This window comes from Pseudomonas sp. UTLPPB19802 (assembly GCF_059730225.1).
In genome coordinates this window covers 6304327-6320176 of record NZ_AP048545.1, presented here as the reverse complement: position 1 = coordinate 6320176, position 15850 = coordinate 6304327, and the positions used below count along the sequence as shown (strand labels likewise).

At 61.1% G+C, this 15850-nt stretch carries 22 protein-coding genes; 4 read left to right on the top strand and 18 right to left on the bottom strand.

Annotated elements, in window-relative coordinates; all coding sequences use genetic code 11:
- The first annotated feature begins 76 nt into the window (after nucleotides 1-76).
- From AC6I6U_RS27580 to AC6I6U_RS27570, 3 genes are all read left to right on the top strand, one after another.
- Entirely contained in the window at nucleotides 77-1243 is a 1167-nt protein-coding gene (locus tag AC6I6U_RS27580; protein ID WP_497879142.1) for an aminotransferase-like domain-containing protein, read from the top strand.
- A 10-nt stretch (nucleotides 1244-1253) separates the two neighbouring features.
- A complete protein-coding gene (locus tag AC6I6U_RS27575) occupies nucleotides 1254-1856 on the top strand; it encodes a glutathione S-transferase family protein (protein WP_497879141.1) in 603 nt (200 codons plus the stop codon).
- A gap of 107 nt (nucleotides 1857-1963) precedes the next feature.
- Nucleotides 1964-2359 (top strand): lysozyme inhibitor LprI family protein, encoded by a 396-nt coding sequence (locus tag AC6I6U_RS27570; protein ID WP_497879140.1) that lies wholly within the window; start codon nucleotides 1964-1966, stop codon nucleotides 2357-2359.
- A gap of 96 nt (nucleotides 2360-2455) precedes the next feature.
- Here AC6I6U_RS27570 and AC6I6U_RS27565 read toward each other — a convergent pair whose 3' ends face one another.
- From AC6I6U_RS27565 to AC6I6U_RS27485, 17 genes are all read right to left on the bottom strand, one after another.
- Nucleotides 2456-2827 carry a glutathione S-transferase N-terminal domain-containing protein gene (locus AC6I6U_RS27565; RefSeq protein ID WP_497879139.1) on the bottom strand — a complete coding sequence of 124 codons (372 nt, stop codon included), beginning with the start codon at nucleotides 2825-2827 and terminating at the stop codon, nucleotides 2456-2458.
- A 101-nt stretch (nucleotides 2828-2928) separates the two neighbouring features.
- Complete coding sequence (gene folE / locus AC6I6U_RS27560) at nucleotides 2929-3474, bottom strand: GTP cyclohydrolase I FolE (protein ID WP_497879138.1); 546 nt, start codon at nucleotides 3472-3474, stop codon at nucleotides 2929-2931.
- A 22-nt stretch (nucleotides 3475-3496) separates the two neighbouring features.
- Complete coding sequence (locus AC6I6U_RS27555; protein WP_497883116.1) at nucleotides 3497-4642, bottom strand: tyrosine-type recombinase/integrase; 1146 nt, start codon at nucleotides 4640-4642, stop codon at nucleotides 3497-3499.
- Entirely contained in the window at nucleotides 4546-4887 is a 342-nt protein-coding gene (locus AC6I6U_RS27550; protein ID WP_497879137.1) for a hypothetical protein, read from the bottom strand. The genes AC6I6U_RS27555 and AC6I6U_RS27550 overlap by 97 nt, the downstream gene beginning before the upstream one ends.
- A 37-nt stretch (nucleotides 4888-4924) precedes the next feature.
- A complete protein-coding gene (locus AC6I6U_RS27545) occupies nucleotides 4925-5248 on the bottom strand; it encodes a hypothetical protein (RefSeq protein WP_497879136.1) in 324 nt (107 codons plus the stop codon).
- Nucleotides 5249-5304: 56 nt separating this feature from the next.
- The gene (locus tag AC6I6U_RS27540) at nucleotides 5305-5634 is read right to left on the bottom strand and encodes a hypothetical protein (RefSeq protein ID WP_497879135.1); all 330 of its coding nucleotides are present in this window, start codon (nucleotides 5632-5634) and stop codon (nucleotides 5305-5307) included.
- A gap of 46 nt (nucleotides 5635-5680) precedes the next feature.
- Nucleotides 5681-5869, bottom strand: a complete 189-nt coding sequence (locus AC6I6U_RS27535) for a YfdS family phage-associated protein (protein WP_497879134.1) — start codon at nucleotides 5867-5869, stop codon at nucleotides 5681-5683.
- Nucleotides 5866-6546, bottom strand: a complete 681-nt coding sequence (locus tag AC6I6U_RS27530) for a hypothetical protein (RefSeq protein ID WP_497879133.1) — start codon at nucleotides 6544-6546, stop codon at nucleotides 5866-5868. Before AC6I6U_RS27530 ends, AC6I6U_RS27535 begins: the two co-directional genes overlap by 4 nt.
- A 45-nt stretch (nucleotides 6547-6591) precedes the next feature.
- On the bottom strand, nucleotides 6592-7536 hold the full coding sequence (locus tag AC6I6U_RS27525; protein ID WP_497879132.1) for a helicase-related protein: 945 nt from the start codon (nucleotides 7534-7536) through the stop codon (nucleotides 6592-6594).
- 15 nt (nucleotides 7537-7551) lie between these two features.
- The gene (locus AC6I6U_RS27520; protein WP_497879131.1) at nucleotides 7552-8355 is read right to left on the bottom strand and encodes an SNF2-related protein; all 804 of its coding nucleotides are present in this window, start codon (nucleotides 8353-8355) and stop codon (nucleotides 7552-7554) included.
- Nucleotides 8352-8744: a hypothetical protein gene (locus AC6I6U_RS27515; RefSeq protein ID WP_497879130.1), complete on the bottom strand. Its 393-nt coding sequence runs from the start codon at nucleotides 8742-8744 to the stop codon at nucleotides 8352-8354. The genes AC6I6U_RS27520 and AC6I6U_RS27515 overlap by 4 nt, the downstream gene beginning before the upstream one ends.
- Nucleotides 8741-9019, bottom strand: a complete 279-nt coding sequence (locus tag AC6I6U_RS27510) for a hypothetical protein (protein ID WP_497879129.1) — start codon at nucleotides 9017-9019, stop codon at nucleotides 8741-8743. The genes AC6I6U_RS27515 and AC6I6U_RS27510 overlap by 4 nt, the downstream gene beginning before the upstream one ends.
- Nucleotides 9016-10248, bottom strand: a complete 1233-nt coding sequence (locus AC6I6U_RS27505) for a hypothetical protein (RefSeq protein WP_497879128.1) — start codon at nucleotides 10246-10248, stop codon at nucleotides 9016-9018. The genes AC6I6U_RS27510 and AC6I6U_RS27505 overlap by 4 nt, the downstream gene beginning before the upstream one ends.
- A complete protein-coding gene (locus AC6I6U_RS27500; protein ID WP_497879127.1) occupies nucleotides 10245-10442 on the bottom strand; it encodes a hypothetical protein in 198 nt (65 codons plus the stop codon). The genes AC6I6U_RS27505 and AC6I6U_RS27500 overlap by 4 nt, the downstream gene beginning before the upstream one ends.
- A complete protein-coding gene (locus AC6I6U_RS27495) occupies nucleotides 10439-10927 on the bottom strand; it encodes a DUF4406 domain-containing protein (RefSeq protein WP_497879126.1) in 489 nt (162 codons plus the stop codon). The genes AC6I6U_RS27500 and AC6I6U_RS27495 overlap by 4 nt, the downstream gene beginning before the upstream one ends.
- Before the next feature lie 30 nt (nucleotides 10928-10957).
- Nucleotides 10958-12415, bottom strand: coding sequence for a phosphoadenosine phosphosulfate reductase domain-containing protein (locus AC6I6U_RS27490; RefSeq protein WP_497879125.1), 1458 nt, complete (start codon nucleotides 12413-12415; stop codon nucleotides 10958-10960).
- 267 nt (nucleotides 12416-12682) lie between these two features.
- Complete coding sequence (locus AC6I6U_RS27485; protein ID WP_497879124.1) at nucleotides 12683-14740, bottom strand: DNA cytosine methyltransferase; 2058 nt, start codon at nucleotides 14738-14740, stop codon at nucleotides 12683-12685.
- A gap of 84 nt (nucleotides 14741-14824) precedes the next feature.
- Here AC6I6U_RS27485 and AC6I6U_RS27480 point away from each other — a divergent pair, with 84 nt between their 5' ends.
- Nucleotides 14825-15052: a hypothetical protein gene (locus AC6I6U_RS27480; protein WP_497879123.1), complete on the top strand. Its 228-nt coding sequence runs from the start codon at nucleotides 14825-14827 to the stop codon at nucleotides 15050-15052.
- A 24-nt stretch (nucleotides 15053-15076) separates the two neighbouring features.
- Here the strand turns inward: AC6I6U_RS27480 and AC6I6U_RS27475 are convergent, their stop codons facing one another.
- Nucleotides 15077-15820, bottom strand: a complete 744-nt coding sequence (locus AC6I6U_RS27475; RefSeq protein WP_497879122.1) for a GIY-YIG nuclease family protein — start codon at nucleotides 15818-15820, stop codon at nucleotides 15077-15079.
- Between the last annotated feature and the right edge of the window lie 30 nt (nucleotides 15821-15850).

The following is a 15850-nucleotide window of genomic DNA, read 5'->3' as shown; positions in this document are numbered from 1 at the left end:
GTATTGGTCCGTGGCGTCGTAATTTCGGTCAACCAGTTTGACGTATTTCCCTTTCACTCCGCTACGGTGACCTGTCATGGCCTTCTCCGAACGTGTTACGCGTCTCAAAAGCTCGCTGATTCGTGAAATCCTCGCTGCTGCCCAGCGTCCTGAAGTGATGTCGTTCGCCGGTGGCCTACCAGCCGAGGCGATGTTGCCGACGCTGGAGTGGGAGGGCATGCCCCGTGCCATCGGCCAGTACGGCATGAGCGAGGGCGAGCCGGCCCTGCGCGAGGCGCTGGCGGCCGAGGCGCGGGCCCTGGGTGTCGACTGCCAGGCCAGCCAGGTGCTGGTACTCGGCGGCTCCCAGCAGGCCCTCGACCTGGCGGCCAAGCTGTACATCGACAAGGGCACCGAGATTCTGCTGGAGGCGCCGACCTACCTGGCGGCCCTGCAAATCTTCCAGCTGTTCGGCGCCGATTGCCTGAGCGTTCCCCAGGAGCATGACGGGCCGGACCTGCAGCAGTTGCGCGCTCGCCTTGAGCAACACCGGCCGGCGTTCGTCTACCTCATCCCGACCTTCCAGAACCCGTCGGGAGTCTGCTACAGCGAGGCCAAGCGTGCCGGGGTCGCGGCGTTGCTGGATGAGTTCGGTGTGACCTTGATCGAGGACGAGCCCTACCGCGAACTCAGCTACGACGGGGTGGATGCCGTACCGATCGTCGCCCGGTTGAAGACGGCGAGCTGGATCTACACCGGTACCGTTTCCAAGACGCTGGCACCCGGCCTGCGGGTCGGTTACCTGATCGCCAGTCCCGACCTGTTCCCGCACCTGCTCAAACTCAAGCAGTCGGCGGACCTGCACACCAATCGCGTCGGCCAATGGCAGGCGTTGCAATGGATCGGTACGGAAAAATATCGCCAGCACCTGCTGGAACTGCGGGAGTTCTACCGGGTGCGCCGGGACGCATTCGCCGAGGCGCTGGGACGGCATTTCTCCGACCTGGCCGACTGGCAGGTGCCCCAGGGCGGATTGTTCTTCTGGCTCACGCTGAAGCAGCCGCTGGACACCCGGACCCTGCTTGATGCGGCCCTGGCACGGGATGTCGCGTTCATGCCGGGCGAACCTTTTTTTGCCGAACCGGAGCGTAATCCGGGTAATCTGCGCCTGAATTTCAGCCATATCGCGCCGGAGCGCCTGGACGAAGGTCTGGGGCGACTGGCCGCTGTCGTACGTCACGCACAGGCCGCGCAAGCGGCTTAAGGGGAGGGCCATGTACAAGGTTTACGGGGATTACCAGTCGGGCAACTGCTACAAGATCAAGCTGATGTTGCACCTGTTGGGCCAGGAGTACCGCTGGCACCCGGTGGACATCCTCAAGGGAGACACCGAGACACCGGAGTTCCTGGCGATGAACCCCAACGGCAAGGTCCCGGTGCTGGAGCTGGAAGACGGCACCTGCCTGTGGGAGTCCAATGCCATCCTCAACTTCCTGGCCGACGGCAGCGAGTTCCTGCCGACCGAACCACGCCTGCGTACCCAGGTGTTGCAATGGCAGTTCTTCGAACAGTACAGCCATGAACCCTACATTGCGGTGGCGCGCTTCATCGAGTTCTACCTGGGCTTGCCGGAAGAGCGCCGCGAGGAGTACCTCAAGCTGCAGAAACGTGGGCACAAGGCCTTGAAGGTGATGGAGAAACAGTTGCAGCAGACGCCGTACCTGGTCGGCGAGCATTACTCGATCGCCGATATCGCCCTGTACGCCTACACCCATGTCGCGCACCAGGGCGGTTTCGACCTGAGCATCTACCCAGCCATCCAGGCCTGGCTGCAGCGGGTGGCGAGCCATCCGCGGCATGTCGGCATGCTGGACTGATCGACAACTCTGCAAACACTTGAACCGGCTCCCAGGCCGGTTTCTTTTTGCCGACGGCGAAACCCTGTCGCACACTCGACGACTCATTCACTGACATGGGGACATCCATGACGCATCCGCTTGCGCTCTTCCTGACTTTAGGTCTGCTGGGCCTGACTACGGCTGCCCAGGCGGCTGATGGTTGCGGCGCCAACCAGGCATCAATGAACACGTGCGCGGCCACGGCGTTCAAGAAGGCCGATGATGACCTGAACAGGTACTACAAGGCTCAGATGGGCTATCTGGATACGCCAGCCAACAAGGCCGCGCTCAAGGATGCCCAGCGCAAGTGGCTGGCCTTTCGCGATGCCGACTGCCGGTACCAGGTCGGCAAGCCGGAGGAGGGTGGTTCAATGTGGCCGATGCGCGACCTGCAATGCCGAACCGAACTGACCCGGCAGCGCGCCGCGCAGTTGAAGGCCTATACCGAATGCCGCAACGAATACGACCAGTGCCCCCGTTGAAAAGGGTGTGATCGCTAAAAGCTTCGCGGATAAACCGGGGCGCCTGTTCATCCGCGAACAGGACCTTACGGGCGCTGAAGTTCCCCGACAGCCCTTTCAGACTGTTGCGAAGCGCTTGTCCAGATAGTCGATGATCACCTTGGATTCGTACATCCAGGTGGTCTGGCCGTTTTCCTCGATGCGCAGGCACGGCACCTTGATCTTGCCACCTTGTTCAAGCAGGGTTTGGCGATCCTGTTCGTTGTTCTTCGCATCGCGCAGCGCCACCGGTACGTTCAGGCGGTGCAGGGTGCGGCGGGTCTTCACGCAGAAAGGACAGGCGTGGAACTGGTAGAGGGTCAGTCCCTTGGCGGCGGTATCGACCTTGGCCTGGTCCTGGGCGCTGCGTTGCTGCTTGCGTGGGCGAGTGATGAAGTCGATGAGGATGATGAGCTGGCCCAGGCCGACTCGAAGGGCTTTGACTAACACGGAATGGCCTCGCGGGCGGTGGAGAAGGCGGCAGCTTACCTGATTTTCCCCAGACGCAAAAAAACCGGCGATGAACGCCGGTTTTTTCATGTCGCCAGGTGTTACTTGATCAGCGCGAGGAACTCGCTGCGGGTCGCTGCGTTCTCGCGGAACTCACCGAGCATCACCGAAGTGATCATCGACGAATTCTGCTTCTCGACGCCACGCATCATCATGCACATGTGCTTGGCCTCGATCACCACGGCAACACCCAGGGCGCCAGTGACCTGCTGGACCGCATCGGCGATCTGGCGGCTGAGGTTTTCCTGGATCTGCAGGCGGCGGGCGTACATGTCGACGATCCGCGCGACTTTCGACAGGCCAAGGACCTTGCCGCTCGGGATATAGGCAACATGGGCCTTGCCGATGAATGGCAGCAGGTGGTGTTCGCACAACGAGTAGAGCTCGATGTCCTTGACCAGCACCATTTCGCTGTTATCGGAACTGAACAAGGCACCGTTGGTGACTTCTTCCAGGGTTTGTTGGTAACCGCGGCAAAGGTACTGCATGGCTTTGGCGGCACGCTTTGGCGTGTCGAGCAAACCCTCGCGGGAGACGTCCTCGCCGAGTTGGCCGAGGATCGCGGTGTAATTCTGTTCCAGTGTCACAGATCGTTATTCCGTATGGGTTCTATTGAGGTACGGTTTCGGTCTGTACCAATTTTGTACCATTGAGGCTTTTCTCCAGCTTCCCGATCTCGCTCCAGTCCTCACTGGAGTTGATCCACCGGGCGTAGGTCGTGAGCAGCATCTGCACGCTATGCCCTAGCTGATTGGCGATGAACCCCAGGTTCATGCCGGCCATGAGGCACATAGTAGCGTAGGTATGCCGGCAGTTGTATTGCCGCCTGACGCGAATTCCCAAATCTTCCAGGGCCTGCTGGAAATGCTTGTCGGTGACGCTGGCCTGTTGGATGTACTCGAAATTCTTTGTAGGTGGAAACACATACGGCGATTTCTTGTGTCTACGTCGGGCCTGACCAGCCCGCAGGGTCGCAATTTTTTGGGCCTCCTCCAAGGCGTGCATGGCACGGCTGTTCATCATCACCACGCGGGCATCCTTGGTTTTTGTCCGCTCCTCGATCAGGGTGTCGGCGACGATCCGGCACACGTTGACCCGTCGACTACTCCAGTCCACTTCCTCCCAACGCAATGCCGCAATTTCACCAGGCCGCATTCCGCTATAAAATGCGAATTCGAAATATGCCGCATAAACTCTCATCGATCCTTTGAGCATCTTGTACAAGTGATCGACAATTGAGTCAGCTTCGCTCACAGTGAAGGGGTCAACAAGCTTCTTGGTTTTAGCCGGAAGCTCTAAGGAGCTGACTGGGTTTCTGACTATCAGGCCGTCCTTTACAGCAGTTTCCATCATTGCTCCCAGTCTTTGAATGGAAGCCCTTTTCACTGTCGGTGATTTCCAGGATATCTCACTAGTGATTTTTCGAAGCATGACAGATGAAACATGATCAATTGGCAATAGAGCTAAGTAAGGCATCCAGTACTTGTTCAGTGTAATTCTGTAGTTTTTTAGGGTTCCCTTTACAACTTCCCTGCCGTTCAGCCAAGACTGTGCATACTCACCAAAAAGTGGCATCGCTGAGTATTCAGTGTACTTGGAGTTCGGAAAAAGCTCGGCGTAACGTTTTTCATCCATTACGCCGTGCTTTATAAGGCTTGTTACTGTAGAACGCAAATCGGCTGCCGCTTTAATTCCTTTTGGCGTCGGGGGATAGGGGAGGGTTTCGCAACGCCTGAAGTTCCACGTGAAGCGAATGCGGAGCGATTGCCCCGCGAGTTCAACTCCGGCGGGCAATCCCACTGGCTTTCTAGCCATTCTTCATATCTCCTGATGCTGTAATAAATCTGCCCGTCAATTTCTTTCCAGACCCCACGTGGTATCACACCGCGCTGGCGTTTACCTTGAAGTGCACGTCGAGTCGAAAACACCATTTCGGCAAAGTCTTTCTCAGGAACCTTGTCCGAACTGAATTTTTCCGATAGTTGTTCTGCTGCTTGCATGAGTTTCTCCGCACCGCCGCTGGCGGCAGGTATGTAGTCAGTCGACTTGGTAGTAGACGTAGCAGTTGACGCCCTGGTCCTTGAGTGATTTGTGCATGGCCTGGACGCCGGCGCTGTGCCGGTTTCCTATCCCAGGCCACGGCGTATCGAGGTGGATACCCTGCTGGTGGTACCGGCTCTTCTTCTGCACATAGCCAGGTAGGCCTTGCAGTTGGCTGGCGCGCAGTCCCGGGACCGGGATCACGACGCGGTCGCAGTTTGCGCTGCCTCCGTCATTGTCACAGGCGGCAGCGGCAACCTTCCCGGCCTCCGCTGCGATTCGGATCTTGTCCGGCAGGCCGGAGAGTTCTTCTTTTGTCATGGCAATAGGGATCCTGGCCCGCGCGGCGGCCGCCGGGCTGAATGAGAGGGGATGGGTTACAGCAAGGCTTCGACGACGCGTCCGGTGTCGTGGAAGTACCAGTCGCTGTCGGTCAGGTTGTTGATCATGAAGTCGGCGAAGGCCGCTGCCGGTATGCGCGACATGAGGCGTTCGAACTTGGGTGGCGGTCCTTTCCACGTTGGCTCAATGCCCAGCAGATTGGCGGCAGCCAGGTTGTGGTGCCCATCGATGATGATCCGATAGACCTGGCCCCGCAGTTCGAGGTCGACGGTGCGGACCACGAACACCTTGAACTTCGCTGCCTTCCTGGCGACGACGTCGCGGCTCAGGTGGCGTTGGCTGCTGATGAGTGGGGGCTGGTTCACCTGGCCCCCCCGTAGATCAGGTAGGCCATATACACAAGGGGTAGGATCATACAAGGTGCGCTCCTGCTTCCAGCAGGCCGTCGCGATCGGCGCGAAGCCTGTCGCGCTCTTGGGCCAACTGCTGAACCTCTCGATATAGGTACTGGGCGGTCGTTTCGTTGACCAGTTGGTTACCTGGTATGGCTCGCCCCTTGAGCATCGCCTCCAGCTCCAGCAGGGTGAATTGTTCGATCATGGTGTCACCCGCTTGAACTCGACGACCCACACCCACGGGTTTGCGTCCCAAGATTCGGTGCCATTGATGCTGCTCCAAAGGCATTCGAACAACTGGGTCGCGCTCAGCGTTTCGTCGGCATCAGGCACATGGCGGAGGAAATCCACACCCTCTGCGTCGGCCTGCTCCTCGCTGATATCCTGCAGGCGCTCTACATGCACCTCGGTTATTTCCAGCAGCACGCGGCTTGCCCAGCGCGGCATGTGGATAGAGGGTCGGGTTCGGCCCTGCGAGATCATGGAGCAACCGGTCTGCCGGCTACTACCGTCTGCCGGGTACCAGATCGGCTCGCCCTGGCTCAGGTCCCGTGGTGAGATCGAATCGACCTGGGCATCTGCTACCCAGGCTTCCCGCACCCACAGGCGGTCGCCTGGCTGGCCGTGCGGACAAACGATCAGATCTCGCTCGTACTTTCCGCTTCCACTGGCAAGTTCACGGCGGATGAGTACACCGAATTTACCGCGTTTCGGGTGAGGGCTATTGATCGTCCCGCAGGTCATACCGGCTTCGTTGAGACCGAATTCCCAGGAACGATCGGGGGCTTTCATCATCCGCCGCGTGACCGTCTTTTGCCCGCTGAGGATTGCGCGGACCATCGGCCCGCTGAACAGAATCGGGCGTTCCTTTACTTCAGGCATGAGCTCTCCCTGCCGCGTCTGGCGGCATAGGTTGAAAATGGGCTTTCAGGTCAGCTCGAACTGCTGCTGTGACCTGATCGGAGTGGGTTTGGGTGCTGTGGCCAGTTGCACGCCGCTGTCCTTGAGGAACTGCTTGGCGAGCTGGCGCAACTGGTTTTCGCCCAGGTCCCGGCGTTCGATGAGGTTGTCGCCGGGGTTGCGAACGCCCTCGATCTGCTCGCGCTTCACGCCGAGGACGTCGGAAACGATGGGGTCGCTGCCTTCGCCTGAGATCAGGAAAAACGCCTGGACGGGTTCGGTTTGGCCGTCGCGATGGACCCGGCCAATGCACTGCTCATGGACACCAGGTGACCAGTCCAGCTCACCGAAGACCACGGTGCTGCATGCATGCTGTAGCCCGTCGATGCCGGCGCCAGATCTCAGGCTGATCAGCATCACCTTGCTGTCCCCGGCAATGAACGCCTCTTTCGCCGCCTGCTTTCCCCGGGGCGACTCGCTGCCGGTGTACATCACTGGGTTGAGGTCGGCCAGCTTCTCCCGCCAGATGCCATACACCTCCCGGTGCCAGCCAAACAGCAGGACCTGCTGGCCGCTCTCCACCAGCAGCCGAACGAATTCGGCCACATACGGGGCCTTGGCAATGCCGGTAGCCTGGCGCACCAGTTGGTCGAACTCACCAGCCGCCTGCATCTTCTCGCCGCGGTATGACTCATTCTGCGCCAGGATCACCTGGGCAAGGGCAACAGCATCGCCGGTGATCCGTGCCAATGCTGCGCTGTCCGATTCGATCTCGTGCGGGATCTTCGAAAGTTCTGGCAGCTCTCGGCCAACCTCCGCCCGGGTGCGCCGAAGCATGATGCCCTCGCGGCGAAGGTAGGTGCCGAACTGCTCGGAGTCCTTCAGCTTGGGCTTTTCGCCTGGTGACCCGATGCACCACTCGCGAAGGAACTCGTCATAGCCGCCCAGGGCGTCCGGAATCAGCGGGTTCACGACGTGATAGAACTCCTATCCGTAGTTGTAGATCGGCGTGGCGGTGAGTCCCATGCGTAGGCGCGCCTGGCCGGCCAAGTAGCTGCAGGCCCGGTAAATTTCGCTGTCCGGGCTTCGCAGTTGCTGGCACTCTTCGAAGACCACGTACTGCACGATCTCGCCGAGCACCTCGGCCCAACCCCGCAGCTTGTGATAGCTGACCAGGATCACGTCGGGGAGGGTGTCCCACAGGTCCGGTATGCGCTGGCGCGGCTGGCGTACCAGCGGGTAGGGCTGACCCTTTCGAATGTGGTGCACCCGCAGGTTGGGTACGAACTCGGCCAGTTTCTCCGGCCAGTGGTTGGGCAGTGCCGCGGGGTAGACCACAACAGCCGGCAGATTCGCTGGCACGGCCATTGGGCAGATGCCCGTCACCGTCTTGCCCAGGCCCAGGTCGTCGGCCAGCAGCAGTCCCCCGCGGATATCGAGCTGAGCCCCAGCGTAGCGCTGGTACTCGCGTGGTGGCTTCGCCAGCTCAAAGGCGGGCACCGGCAGGCGTCCGGCGACGAGATCGGCCAGCCCTTGTTCCATGTCGACATGCTTGTCTGCCAGGCGGTGGAGGCTCTGCTGCGCTTCGGCCTCCATGGTCATCGGGTAGCGCTGGAGAAACCAGAGCAATTCCCGGCTGTTCTCCGGACTGCCCAGCAGGTCGATATGCTCCCCGGCGCTTTGGGGAACCCTGGGGAAAACGCGCTTGAGGCGCGCACGTACCTGTGGTTCACAGGTGACCCGCCAGTACCGCCCGTTGTATGCCACCGATCCATAGTTGTTTGAAATCATAGAGCTTGCCGTCCGAGCCTGATCATCTGGAAAGGTTTGCCGCCCCACTCGGGTCGGCCTTTGAGGGGGGAACTTGCCCACCGTTGTGTGCTGGCGAGGAGGACGCCGGTGACGTGCGGCAGGTGGATGTAGCGGTCGACCTGGCGCAGGGCCTCGGCCAGTGATCCATCCACCTTCACCTCGACAACAATTCCTGCCAGCCAGAAGTCGGCGCGATTCTTTGCGTCGAGGATGCGCTCCCGCTGGTACGTGAGGCTGGCTTGGTCCATGACCTTGGCCAGGGCCTCGTGCAACTGGACCTCATTGCCGTAGCGGTACAGGAAGGAGCCCAGAGTTCGGGCCAGACTGGACAAGTGCATATGCACCACCGGGTCTGTTCTGTGGTTCATGGCTGGCTCTCCAGTTCGGCGGCGATCAACTGAATTTCAGCGAACAGCTTCTGCTGCTTCAAGCGCCGATCTTCGTAGATGGCCTGCAGGTTGAGATTCAACTTTTCCAGCGCCGCAGACCGTGACAAGTGGACCTGGCTTTCATGGAGCATGTAGGTTCGCCCAGGGCCCTGGTAGCACTTCGGCCCTGACCCATTCACCAGGTGAGCCCGGGTATGGAGCTGGATTGGCTCGACCCGGCGCATTCGGACATTGACCATCCATAAGTCGCTCATGAATGCCTGTCCTGCCGATCACTCCAGGCGCTGACGATCGAGGCGCCCGGGCCGGGTGGGGACGTACTGACTCGGTCTGGGTACGCGCCAGGTAGAGGGCCGAACTGGGGCTTGCTGGCTTGCTTGGCCCGGATTTGCTCAACCTTCGTCCAGATGCGTGCCAGCTCCGTTTCGGCCTGCTGGTGCATGTCCAATTCGTTTGCCAGACAAAGGGCGGCAAGCGTGACCATCACGCCGCCAACTTCCTGGCCAGGCTCACCGGTAGGACGGCCAAACACGTAGTCGACGAGCTGGTGCGCCTCGTCAGCAGTTGCGCCGAGAGCCTGAACCAGCTCAAGCGCCTCCTCGAGGAATCGGTGATTGCGCTCTTCGCGGTCGCCGGCGATCATCTCGCCGAAGCACTTGAGCAGCCAGGGCTGAACGCGTCGCTGGAAGGACATAGGAGCGCTCGGCTCTGCGCTGTCGGACAGACCGGATAGCAACTCGTCGGCCCTTGCCTGAGCCCAGTCACGAATATGCTTGGCCAGCATCTTAACGCCCAGGGCGGCAGTGTCGTTGGCGATCCGGAGATCTGATTTCAGGAGCTTGACCTCGGCGCGGAGCCGCTCGATCTCTGCCAATTGCCCAAGGTGACGACGGGCAAAATCGGCGTTCACAGCCACAAGCCGCTCGACCTCGCTGTTGTCGACGGGGTTGGGAGTATCGAGCATCGGCAGCCAGCCAACCGGAGTCCCCTTGCCCTCGGTGAAGTGGTCGTGATCCCAGCACCAGCCGGCGAATTGCCAGCGATCCTCGCCGTCGCTGTCGAAGTTGTTGGCGCCAATGGTGGCAGCCTGTTCCTCGTCTTCGGTCGAGTGGTCGGTGAATTCGACGAGCAGGCGCAGCATGGAGTCGTCACGCGGCGCGGTCTCCATGTCCCGCCAGCCTGGGTTGTGATCCTCTTGCGTACCGCAGTTGGTGCAGACGAGAAGGAACTCTCCGTCGTCGGTCCATTCGTGATCGCAGCCCACCGGTTTACCCTGGTGATGGTCGACCATGTTGTCGACGCCAACGGAATGGTGTTGCTCGGCCGGTGCGGCGTCGAGCATCGCTCGGTACGCGTGCCCCATTGCCGTCGGATTCATGGACGCGGGGCTTCCATCAGCCTCTATATAGGCTTGGCAGCCAGCAACCTTCTGCCTGTTGGTTGGTTCGCTTGGCACGCTGACCATCTTCTGTTCGTTGCTCATGCAGCCTCCTGCGGGTAGGTCTGTTCGCCCTTGGCGCCCTGGTCGGCGTCGTTGGCAATCTGGTTGAGGGTCCGTGCCAGCTCGCGCAACTGGCCCGACGTGAGAAGTGCGCCGCGGGCAGGGAGGCCCTTGACGAAGGTGAGGCCGCGTTCATCGATTGTGACGACGAACCGGGACCGGACTTTCTGGCTCATGCGGCCTCCGGTTCTTCAGTGAGGGAGCTGGCGCGGATCACTCGCAGCCCAAGCTGGGTCGCGATTTCAACCTCAAGCCTGGCGCCCTTGGATTGCTCCCAGCCGGGGAGGGTAGCCACGGTGTCGCATGTCAGCATCTGGGGGATGGACATGCGCATGTAGAGCTCCCACTTGTCCCGCACTGGTTTTGGGTTTTCTGCCGGGTTCTCGACGTGGTGGCCCAGGTCGCGGAGGCGGGCGGCTTCGGCGTGGAATGCCGGGTAGTTGTAGTCGGGCAGGCCGGTCATCGGGCCGCAGAGGTAAACGCGGTATTCGGCTCGTTCGTCATGCCAGCTGTCTACCTCGAACTCTCCGGGGCGAAGACCGAGTTGTCTGCCGTTCGGCATGACAGCGGCGACCGCGCCGTGGCTGTTCGTCCAGGCCGGTAGAATTTCCTGCTGCTTGGCGAAGGGTACCGGCCCGTCGATGTGCTTTTGTTCGGACATGGGGATACCTCGCCGATATGGCGTGAATGGTCAGGAGAACAGCAGCGGCTGGACGGTGCCGTCGGCGAAGACCTTGTCGAGTGGCGTGGTAGCCACCGGTTCGTCGCCGTCCCAGCCCTGGGGCCAGGTCTCGGCAGCGATCAGCTCCCGGATCCTGGTTTCCTCCTCGGGGTTGATCATGTCGACCAGGGGACGACCGAGGCGCTTGGCCGATTCGTTGATCTCGGCCTGTATGCCGAGCAGGATGCTCAGGGCCATCAACCGAGATTCCAGAAGGATCGGCCCCATGCGTTGCGGGTTCGAGGCGATGTTTCCGCTCTTGAGTATCTCGGCCCCGGCTTTGCGCAGCCTGTGTTTCGGTTCTCGCAGCTCTCGCCACAGGACCCTGATGCGCTTGAGTGGCGCCATGTACGCCCAAGCCGGGTTGAGCAGGATGGTGTCGAGCGCCTTGTCCTCGCTGGCCAGTGGGCAGCCAGTGCAGCCTGTCCTGGCATTGATTTCCTCGGCCTCGTCGCCGCCGTATGCATCTGCGATGGTCGCTGTTGACCAGTCGCCGAATTCAGCCAAGGGCGCCCAGTGCTTGAGCCATTCCCAGACGTGGCAGACGCGCCAGTGCAGCAGCGGTGCCAGAGTTGCGATCCGACCCTTGATGCCTTTCGCCTCGGGCAGCACCTTCTGGTACCAGCCCTGGCCGCATTCAGCACCGTCCTTGCCGCAGCTCATCTCAATGCGCTTGTCACGGATCGCGCTCTCTCCCTGGCGAACACCTGTGATCATCAGGAAGTTGCCATCCAGCTCGGCGATACGCTTTTCAACTGCAGCGATCATCGGGTCGATCTTGATCTGGCGGGTGCACCAGCGCAGCGTGTTGTTGTTCGGTGGCGGGACGCCGCGCCCCAGGATGTAGACCATGAAGCGCTTGTCCATCGGAGCTGTGACGACTTCGACGTGGATGCCGCGCTCCTGCAACTCGTCCATGATCTGGGCGGCCGCGTTGGCCAGGGGCAGCAGTTCTTGCCGGGTGTCGGCGTAGAAAACCGTGAGAGTCTTCGGTTTAGGGATCTTGCCGGTGTCGATAAGGTAGATGATCAGGGTCAGCGTGGCGCTGCTGTCCTTCCCGCCAGACCACGCGACACCCCAGTGCTCATGGTCGGCGCCGTAGGCCTGCAGGGACTGGATCGTGAGTTCGATGCTCTCGGTCATCTGCAAGCGCTTGGCGCCTGCGGCGAAAATGTCGCTTTGCCGCGGGGCTGTAGCCTCTGCAGGGGGAGTGGCAGGCTTGGGCTCAACCTTCTTGAGTGCTCGGAATTTAACTCCGATGATTCTTCCTTTGGCATAGCCGCTGGTGCACTTGAGAATCGCGTAGCCGTCTTTAGGATTCACGCTCAGCACAGTGCCTTGGCAGCGGTACTTTTCTCTGTAGAGAAAACTGGCCTCATCATCTGGCGCGAATACCGTTGTGGTGGTCATTCGGTTTTCTTTGGGCATGGAGATACCTCGCCGGGCCTGGCCCGGGCGGTGGTGTTGCTGAATGCATCAGCTACAGTTGAAAGGTCATTCACGAGGAGTGCAGAAAATGTCGTGTCGGATCTGTCGTGAACCTGCTGAAGATGTTGCGCCTGCAGGTGACTACCTGGAGTGGAACTGCCAGGCCTGCAGGCGTTACCGAATAAGCCAGACGCTGCTGGCGGAGATGGAGGCCCTGGGCCTTCGGCTTGATGTCGAACCGACCCGGCTTTGGATCGCGACAATCAGCTAGGCCGCCACCGCCTGCTCGGTTTTGGACCGCCAGGGGTCATTGGCCCTAGCGAGCGCTGCCATCGGCGGCGGGCTGACGCTGTTGCCGCACATGTGCACCTGCTGGGTCTTAGTGAAAGGCTTGCCGTCGGCGCCGTGGCTGATGATGTAGTCGGCGGGAAAGCCCTGGGCCTTGTACAGCTCGGCCGGCTTCAGCATCCGCAGGCAGATGTCGACGATCACGTAGGGAGTACCTTTCACCATTACTGTGGCCATGGCCAAGCGGTCCTTGGTGGTGATGGTCGGTGCCGGCGCATCGCAGGCGCTGATGTTCTCTGTGCCGTAGTAGCTGATCAGGAAGGCGGCGACCCGCAGGGCACCGGCTTCGTGTTCTGGCGACAAAGTGAGCGAAACCAGCGAGCTCTTGCCACCGCCACCGGCGGTGATGGTCGGCGCCGGTTCTTCCAGGCCCTGGCCGACGCTGGCGCCGAATGCCCGCTCCATGAAAGCGCTGACCAACCCGTGGTGCTGGCCGCCGGCGCTGACTGTGTGTAACGGGTCGTTCAGGTCGCGTGCATCGCAGTTGCCGCGCAGGTGCACCAGGTTCGCCACCGCCAGTTGCTGCTGGCTGCCGGTGTTGGTCACCGTGGTCATCGGGTCTTCGATGCTCTTGGCGTCAGTGGTGTTGAAGCCGCCATTCATCTGCGCCATGAACACCGTGGAAATGCCCATGGCGTGCGCGGCCCCAGCCGGGCGCTGATAGTTGCCGCCGCTGGTGATGGTCGGGAGTGGCTCATCCAGTGCTTTGCCCGCATCATTGAAGCGAAACTTCACCAGGTGCGCCGCAGCAAGGGCGTGCTTAACGCCGCCAGCTACAACCGTGCCAAGTGGTTGATCCAGACCAGGTACGCGCGGCTCTTGTCCTTGGCGCTCGCCGTAGCCTGACTGAATTAGGGTTGGGCTGATCAGCGTCAGCTCGCCGCGATTCGCGCAGGTCACCGTTGGCAGAGGTTCGAGTGGATTGTTGATTCGGTCGCTGCCCTGGTGTGTTGCTGGCGCGATGATCGGGCTCACAACCGAGAAGGCGCCGCCCTTCGGGTAGGAGGTGATGGTGCGCAGCGGCTCGTCGACGGACTGGACCGACTCACCCGACCAGTTCGCGATCGGCACGATAAACGGAGCCGGGTTATCGATTACGAATTTCTTCATGCCCTTGGCAACTCGTCGCAAAGTGGCTGGGGCCAAGTCCTTGCTGCGGCCGAAGATGCTTTTGCCCAGGTCAGTGAAATCGATGCAGTCGGCGGCGGTACGCCACTTCTTCTGGCCCTTGGCGGGGTTCTTCGCGTGGGTTGGCTCCGGCCACACGATCGGTTCGCCGTCGCAGCGGGCAATCATGAACAGGCGCTCGCGGCTGGTTGGAGCACCAAAGTCGCACGCCTTGATGACTCGCCACTCCACCTGGTAGCCCATGCCTTCGAGCAGTTGCACGAACCGGCGCCAGGTGATGCCGCGGCGTTTCGGGTCGGGTACCAGGAACTGCTGTTGCACAGGCACGCGCTCGCCGATGGCCGCCACGGTGCCGTCCAGCTTCATCACCCGGCCGGTGGCTTTGTCTCGCTTGGCGATCAGCGGGCCCCACTGGAGGATCTGCTTCACGTTCTCCAGACTGATCACGCGGGGCTTTTTCTTGCCGGCCCACTTCAGGCCGATCCACGACAGGTTGCGGATCTCGCGCTTGCGCGGCTGCCCGCCGGCTGCCTGGCTGTGATGCGTGCAGTCGGGGCTCATGTGGAACCAGCCAACAGGCCGGCCCTGGCATTCCTCGTCCGGGTCTCCTTCGAACACGTCCGTGGTGAAGTGGCGGGCATGCGGGTGGTTGGCGGTATGCATGCTGATAGCCGCCGGGCTGTGGTTTTTGGCAACGTCGACCTTCCGGCCAAGGCCCATTTCCAAGCCGGTGCCGGCGCCGCCGCCACCGCAGAAGAAGTCGACCACCAGCTCGTCGTCCTGTTGGTTAAGGGCCAGGCTGAACTGGGTTTTGAAGTCCAAGGGGTTTTTTTTCTGGAATGCAGACATGGGCGGTCCTCGCCAGAGTGGCGTGATCGTTTGAAGTGGGCTATTGGTTGATAGCTGGCACAGGGCCGGCTCAAGGAGGAGCAAATGGACGTTGAGACGCGTAACAAACTGATCGCTGAAGAAACTGGGCTCACGCTGGGGCAGGTCGGCACCTACTGTCTTGATGTGGAACCTCAACCCGATGGCTCGTGGCTTGTGTACTTCGCCCTCGATGCCGACCTCGACCCTGAGGTTTCCAGCAGGCTGCCTGTCTCGAAGCTCATCCGCATCTCGAAGGAGAGGGTGGAAGGCTACGAACGGGGGAATGGCTGATACCCGGCAGGTGGAGCCGGCGGCTCATAACAGCACCGCCTGGGCTGCATGTGCCGTCGCCGCTGATGGCCGAACGGTGTTGAACCCTGTATCCACCGCCGACAGCGTATCGACCCAGTAGGCCTCCCGCTGGGTGATGTAGGCCGCCCGGTCCTTGCACTCGTCTGGATAGACGATCACCTCGAGGACCGAGAATTCCCAGTCGGTGATGTTCGTGCTGCCCAGGGCCGCGTGGAACTTGCACCCGCTGGGCTTGCTCAGGTGCTGCCACCAGCGAAGTGTGAACGGCTGGGTGGTCTGGCCGACGTAGGCCCGGCCGGTGGACTTTTGACGAACCTGGTAGATCACCGGCGGTGACCGGCCTTCGCTCGCCAGCCGGAACTCCGAAAGCTCACGTCCGACCGCAGCCTTCCGGCACGCCTCGGTGCAGTAGTCGTGGCTCTTCGTCTCTGTGTAGGGGTCGTTGTACTTGTCGATCAGCTTGAACACGGTGCCGCACTCTTTGTACGGGGTGTCATCGAAGCGCTTCAGCAAGTAGGTGTCGTGCTCGCCGATCTCTTGGATGAGCAGCAGGTAGTCGTGGTTGGCTATGTCCTTGAGCTTCACGGCCATCGGAAACTTGCGCTCGTACAGCTCATCGACCGCCGCCCTGGCGCCCTTGCGGTCTTCCGCTTCGACCATTCCGCTGAACACTGGCGGCCAGGCCCAGCCGAATTCGTCCTCGTCGTATTGCTGGCGGCCTTTGATCTGATAGTAGAACTTGGTCATGGATGCTCCATGCAGGCGCCGCTCGCGCCG

Coding starts and splice junctions, on each gene's coding strand:
- AC6I6U_RS27580 (WP_497879142.1), top strand. CDS start 77: ATGGCCTTCTCCGAACGTGTTACGCGTCTCAAAAGCTCGCTGATTCGT.
- AC6I6U_RS27575 (WP_497879141.1), top strand. CDS start 1,254: ATGTACAAGGTTTACGGGGATTACCAGTCGGGCAACTGCTACAAGATC.
- AC6I6U_RS27570 (WP_497879140.1), top strand. CDS start 1,964: ATGACGCATCCGCTTGCGCTCTTCCTGACTTTAGGTCTGCTGGGCCTG.
- AC6I6U_RS27550 (WP_497879137.1), bottom strand. CDS start 4,887: ATGCAAGCAGCAGAACAACTATCGGAAAAATTCAGTTCGGACAAGGTT.
- AC6I6U_RS27545 (WP_497879136.1), bottom strand. CDS start 5,248: ATGACAAAAGAAGAACTCTCCGGCCTGCCGGACAAGATCCGAATCGCA.
- AC6I6U_RS27535 (WP_497879134.1), bottom strand. CDS start 5,869: ATGATCGAACAATTCACCCTGCTGGAGCTGGAGGCGATGCTCAAGGGG.
- AC6I6U_RS27530 (WP_497879133.1), bottom strand. CDS start 6,546: ATGCCTGAAGTAAAGGAACGCCCGATTCTGTTCAGCGGGCCGATGGTC.
- AC6I6U_RS27520 (WP_497879131.1), bottom strand. CDS start 8,355: ATGATTTCAAACAACTATGGATCGGTGGCATACAACGGGCGGTACTGG.
- AC6I6U_RS27515 (WP_497879130.1), bottom strand. CDS start 8,744: ATGAACCACAGAACAGACCCGGTGGTGCATATGCACTTGTCCAGTCTG.
- AC6I6U_RS27510 (WP_497879129.1), bottom strand. CDS start 9,019: ATGAGCGACTTATGGATGGTCAATGTCCGAATGCGCCGGGTCGAGCCA.
- AC6I6U_RS27505 (WP_497879128.1), bottom strand. CDS start 10,248: ATGAGCAACGAACAGAAGATGGTCAGCGTGCCAAGCGAACCAACCAAC.
- AC6I6U_RS27500 (WP_497879127.1), bottom strand. CDS start 10,442: ATGAGCCAGAAAGTCCGGTCCCGGTTCGTCGTCACAATCGATGAACGC.
- AC6I6U_RS27495 (WP_497879126.1), bottom strand. CDS start 10,927: ATGTCCGAACAAAAGCACATCGACGGGCCGGTACCCTTCGCCAAGCAG.
- AC6I6U_RS27490 (WP_497879125.1), bottom strand. CDS start 12,415: ATGCCCAAAGAAAACCGAATGACCACCACAACGGTATTCGCGCCAGAT.
- AC6I6U_RS27485 (WP_497879124.1), bottom strand. CDS start 14,740: ATGTCTGCATTCCAGAAAAAAAACCCCTTGGACTTCAAAACCCAGTTC.
- AC6I6U_RS27480 (WP_497879123.1), top strand. CDS start 14,825: ATGGACGTTGAGACGCGTAACAAACTGATCGCTGAAGAAACTGGGCTC.
- AC6I6U_RS27475 (WP_497879122.1), bottom strand. CDS start 15,820: ATGACCAAGTTCTACTATCAGATCAAAGGCCGCCAGCAATACGACGAG.